Origin of the sequence: Aeromonas sp. 102P (assembly GCF_051920345.1) — a bacterium.
Taxonomy (GTDB): Bacteria; Pseudomonadota; Gammaproteobacteria; order Enterobacterales; family Aeromonadaceae; genus Aeromonas; species Aeromonas veronii.
Genome location: NZ_JBQBCZ010000005.1, coordinates 1 through 4,680, shown reverse-complemented (window position 1 = coordinate 4,680; position 4,680 = coordinate 1). Strand labels below are relative to the sequence as shown.

5 protein-coding genes are annotated in these 4,680 nt (G+C 58.6%); 4 read left to right on the top strand and 1 reads right to left on the bottom strand.

The genetic code is table 11. The features are described 5' to 3' along the window. Window positions 1–667, top strand: a 667-nt coding sequence (locus tag ACTG1K_RS23020) for a hypothetical protein (RefSeq protein WP_440006895.1), incomplete at its 5' end; no start/stop codon positions are given. A gap of 607 nt (window positions 668–1,274) precedes the next feature. Next, window positions 1,275–1,571: a hypothetical protein gene (locus ACTG1K_RS23015; protein WP_265775486.1), complete on the top strand. Its 297-nt coding sequence runs from the start codon at window positions 1,275–1,277 to the stop codon at window positions 1,569–1,571. A 587-nt stretch (window positions 1,572–2,158) separates the two neighbouring features. Here the strand turns inward: ACTG1K_RS23015 and ACTG1K_RS23010 are convergent. After that, window positions 2,159–2,332, bottom strand: a complete 174-nt coding sequence (locus ACTG1K_RS23010; RefSeq protein WP_440006893.1) for a hypothetical protein — start codon at window positions 2,330–2,332, stop codon at window positions 2,159–2,161. 198 nt (window positions 2,333–2,530) lie between these two features. On the opposite strand from ACTG1K_RS23010, the gene ACTG1K_RS23005 reads away from it, so the two are divergent. Then, window positions 2,531–3,337, top strand: a complete 807-nt coding sequence (locus ACTG1K_RS23005; RefSeq protein WP_440006891.1) for a hypothetical protein — start codon at window positions 2,531–2,533, stop codon at window positions 3,335–3,337. Window positions 3,338–3,944: 607 nt separating this feature from the next. Next, window positions 3,945–4,241 (top strand): hypothetical protein, encoded by a 297-nt coding sequence (locus tag ACTG1K_RS23000; RefSeq protein ID WP_265775486.1) that lies wholly within the window; start codon window positions 3,945–3,947, stop codon window positions 4,239–4,241. Window positions 4,242–4,680: the final 439 nt, after the last annotated feature.

Here is a 4,680-nt window from a genome sequence, read left to right as displayed (position 1 = left end):
GCGCTGGATGGCTCGCCATCGCCAGTACAAGCAACTTCAGTCCCGCCTCGGTGTTCAGGGCCGGATCATTGCCACCGAAATCAACCACGGCGAGGCCAACGGCTGGCACCCCCACTTTCACGAACTGTGGTTCTTTGAGGGCTCCGGCGTGGATGCTGCCCAGCTTGAGAAGGATCTGCACGTTCTGTGGGTGGCGGCCTGCCACAAATTCGGCTTGGGCACCCCGAGCCGGAAGCATGGCGTAGTTGTGCAGGACGGCAGCCGCGCCGCCTCCTACGTGGCCAAGATGGGCGACAAGCCTTGGACGCTGGCCGATGAAATGGCCAAGGCCAACGCCAAGAAGGGTCGGAGGTCTAACCGCTCTTTCTGGCAGTTGATTGATTGCTACATGGACGAGAACGCCACCACCCAGCACCGCAACCGCGGGCTCAAGAAGCGGTATTCCGTCACCGACATGACGGACGAGGAGCTTGCAGCGCAGCAGGAGGAGGAAGCCGTCTTTATCGCTGATATCCCCCTGCCTGACTGGCGGATTGTTATCAGGCACCGTCTGGAGGCCGTTATCCTCGATGTTTGCCTCAACGGTCGGCAGGCCGTTTACGCCATCATTGAGGCATACCGGACGAAAGCGCCGCCTAATAAGCGTCACTGTGACGAAAAGGGTTAGCCCCTTCCTGTCTTTCACATGGGGGCGCACTGAGGAGGAGGAGCGAGAGCGCGCAGCGAGCGACGACGAGGGCGCTCCCCATGCCCCCAATTACCGTAACTGTTACTCTAAAGGTGCCCTATGCCAAAGAGGCCAAAGCCCCCTTTGCGTTATTTCTACCCCTTGCTCACTGAGTTTTCACCGGATGGCCGTGAGGTTGTTTACGCCATCGTCCCCGATCTGCATCAGGCAACGTCCGAGAGCCCCAGCTCCCCAGACCATCGGCTCATCGCTCGCATGAGGATGCAGCCAGATGGCGGCTTTGTCGTTCTGCCGGGCGTGTGGGGTTACTGTGGTTGCCACGGTTGGCAGTTTGACCCTGTATCTATCCCCGATCATCTCGGCTTCATGCCTGACTTTGGCCCTATGCACTGACAGTACAGAGCTCTGTACTTTTTCGGTCAAGAGCTCTGTACTTTCAAGCCGTGGCGCGGCTTTGACGCCACCCGCTTGAGGTAGCGGGCTGAGCGCACGACAGCGGGGGGCGGCACAATGCCGCCCCCCGCTTGCTTATTTAGCGTGACTGTGACAATAATTGTTTATCGTCACTGTCACGGAAAATAACACCATGAAAGATGCCCACGACAAGCAGACCCCCGACTTGCTCCCGACCAAGCGCCCACGGGGCCGCCCTTCGACCGGAAAAGCCATGACCGCCGCTGAACGCCAAGCCAAGTACCGCGCCAAGGTGTCGCAAAATAACGTCACTGTTACTTTAAATCGTGGGTTGCTTGAGAGACTGGATGCCCAGATGCAGGCGCTTCGGGATGGTTCGAGCGTCCAGATCCTGACGCCTGACGAGGCCGCGCAGGTTCTGGAATCACTCCGCCGCGCCCAGCTTGTCCAGCTTCGGCGCCCTGCATAGTCAACGAGTCAACCGCTAAATCGTGGGGGCCCCACTTGTGGGGTTCCGATTTAGTGGTTTACTCCCCCGCCCGTCTTTAAAAATTGGGCAGGGGATTGGGGGGATCACTTCTCCCCCAATCCCTTAATAAACCGCTTTAGGGGTGTCAGGTGCCAGAGAACGCCGAACGCGTAGCGCCCTCGATAGGGTCCCGCGGGGGGCGAAGCCCGCAGGCCTTGATTCTTTAATCCCCAAGAGAGTACGATTTGTGCGATTGTTCTTCACAAGACGAAGTGGGATTTCTTGGGCAGCAGTGGGCCAAACGCCGCGCTAGACCCGAAAAAAGAAACCCCCCGCGAGGCCGGCCAGCCTCCGAGGGACGATCACCTACCAATCAACGATCAAGCAGACCCAAGGTGATGACATGATCTTACATCATTTCCCCGCCTTCTCCATAGGGAGAGGGCTACATGAAGGCAGATAGAGCGCCGAGTACCACCACGGTCGAGAGAGGCCAGCGGGGCCGCACTAGGTATACTGCGGAAACCGTAGCCGCTTCCGACAACCCTCCGAGCCTGAAAGCCGCGCCAGTCAAGGGAATCCGCAGATTAACCAGAGAAATTATCGACACCGAAACGGGCGAAGTTTTTCAGGTTTCTAGGGCGCATGATTGCACTCTGGTGATCGAGCAAACCCCCTCCCAGAAACGGGCGCATAAGTGGATGCGGAAAGCCGCCTTGGTCGAGATATTCGGGCGGAAGCATCGCGTAGCGTGCTGCCATAGAAATCCTGTCAGCCGTGGCAGTGATGTGCAGGTTTGGGCTAAGCCAGGCGCTTACCTTCCTGGTCACTATGTCGGGTTGCAGACTTGCGCCTTGCCTTGGCTGTGCCCGATATGCTCCCCCAAGATTGCCGAACGCCGAGCCAACGAGATCCAGCAGGCTATGGGGCTGTGTCTGGCCCAAGGTGGTCAGGTTCTGATGCCAACCTTCACCATCCCCCACGGTCGTCAAGATCTTTTGACCGACACCCTTGCCCTTATCAAGGACGCCTTGCGCTGGATGGCTCGCCATCGCCAGTACAAGCAACTTCAGTCCCGCCTCGGTGTTCAGGGCCGGATCATTGCCACCGAAATCAACCACGGCGAGGCCAACGGCTGGCACCCCCACTTTCACGAACTGTGGTTCTTTGAGGGCTCCGGCGTGGATGCTGCCCAGCTTGAGAAGGATCTGCACGTTCTGTGGGTGGCGGCCTGCCACAAATTCGGCTTGGGCACCCCGAGCCGGAAGCATGGCGTAGTTGTGCAGGACGGCAGCCGCGCCGCCTCCTACGTGGCCAAGATGGGCGACAAGCCTTGGACGCTGGCCGATGAAATGGCCAAGGCCAACGCCAAGAAGGGTCGGAGGTCTAACCGCTCTTTCTGGCAGTTGATTGATTGCTACATGGACGAGAACGCCACCACCCAGCACCGCAACCGCGCCAAGCAGTTGATCCGCGAGTATGCGGAAGCAACCAAGGGCCGCAAGGTGCTAACTTGGACGCAAGGGCTCAAGAAGCGGTATTCCGTCACCGACATGACGGACGAGGAGCTTGCAGCGCAGCAGGAGGAGGAAGCCGTCTTTATCGCTGATATCCCCCTGCCTGACTGGCGGATTGTTATCAGGCACCGTCTGGAGGCCGTTATCCTCGATGTTTGCCTCAACGGTCGGCAGGCCGTTTACGCCATCATTGAGGCATACCGGACGAAAGCGCCGCCTAATAAGCGTCACTGTGACGAAAAGGGTTAGCCCCTTCCTGTCTTTCACATGGGGGCGCACTGAGGAGGAGGAGCGAGAGCGCGCAGCGAGCGACGACGAGGGCGCTCCCCATGCCCCCAATTACCGTAACTGTTACTCTAAAGGTGCCCTATGCCAAAGAGGCCAAAGCCCCCTTTGCGTTATTTCTACCCCTTGCTCACTGAGTTTTCACCGGATGGCCGTGAGGTTGTTTACGCCATCGTCCCCGATCTGCATCAGGCAACGTCCGAGAGCCCCAGCTCCCCAGACCATCGGCTCATCGCTCGCATGAGGATGCAGCCAGATGGCGGCTTTGTCGTTCTGCCGGGCGTGTGGGGTTACTGTGGTTGCCACGGTTGGCAGTTTGACCCTGTATCTATCCCCGATCATCTCGGCTTCATGCCTGACTTTGGCCCTATGCACTGACAGTACAGAGCTCTGTACTTTTTCGGTCAAGAGCTCTGTACTTTCAAGCCGTGGCGCGGCTTTGACGCCACCCGCTTGAGGTAGCGGGCTGAGCGCACGACAGCGGGGGGCGGCACAATGCCGCCCCCCGCTTGCTTATTTAGCGTGACTGTGACAATAATTGTTTATCGTCACTGTCACGGAAAATAACACCATGAAAGATGCCCACGACAAGCAGACCCCCGACTTGCTCCCGACCAAGCGCCCACGGGGCCGCCCTTCGACCGGAAAAGCCATGACCGCCGCTGAACGCCAAGCCAAGTACCGCGCCAAGGTGTCGCAAAATAACGTCACTGTTACTTTAAATCGTGGGTTGCTTGAGAGACTGGATGCCCAGATGCAGGCGCTTCGGGATGGTTCGAGCGTCCAGATCCTGACGCCTGACGAGGCCGCGCAGGTTCTGGAATCACTCCGCCGCGCCCAGCTTGTCCAGCTTCGGCGCCCTGCATAGTCAACGAGTCAACCGCTAAATCGTGGGGGCCCCACTTGTGGGGTTCCGATTTAGTGGTTTACTCCCCCGCCCGTCTTTAAAAATTGGGCAGGGGATTGGGGGGATCACTTCTCCCCAATCCCTTAATAAACCGCTTTAGGGGTGTCAGGTGCCAGAGAACGCCGAACGCGTAGCGCCCTCGATAGGGTCCCGCGGGGGGCGAAGCCCGCAGGCCTTGATTCTTTAATCCCCAAGAGAGTACGATTTGTGCGATTGTTCTTCACAAGACGAAGTGGGATTTCTTGGGCAGCAGTGGGCCAAACGCCGCGCTAGACCCGAAAAAAGAAACCCCCCGCGAGGCCGGCCAGCCTCCGAGGGACGATCACCTACCAATCAACGATCAAGCAGACCCAAGGTGATGACATGATCTTACATCATTTCCCCGCCTTCTCCATAGGGA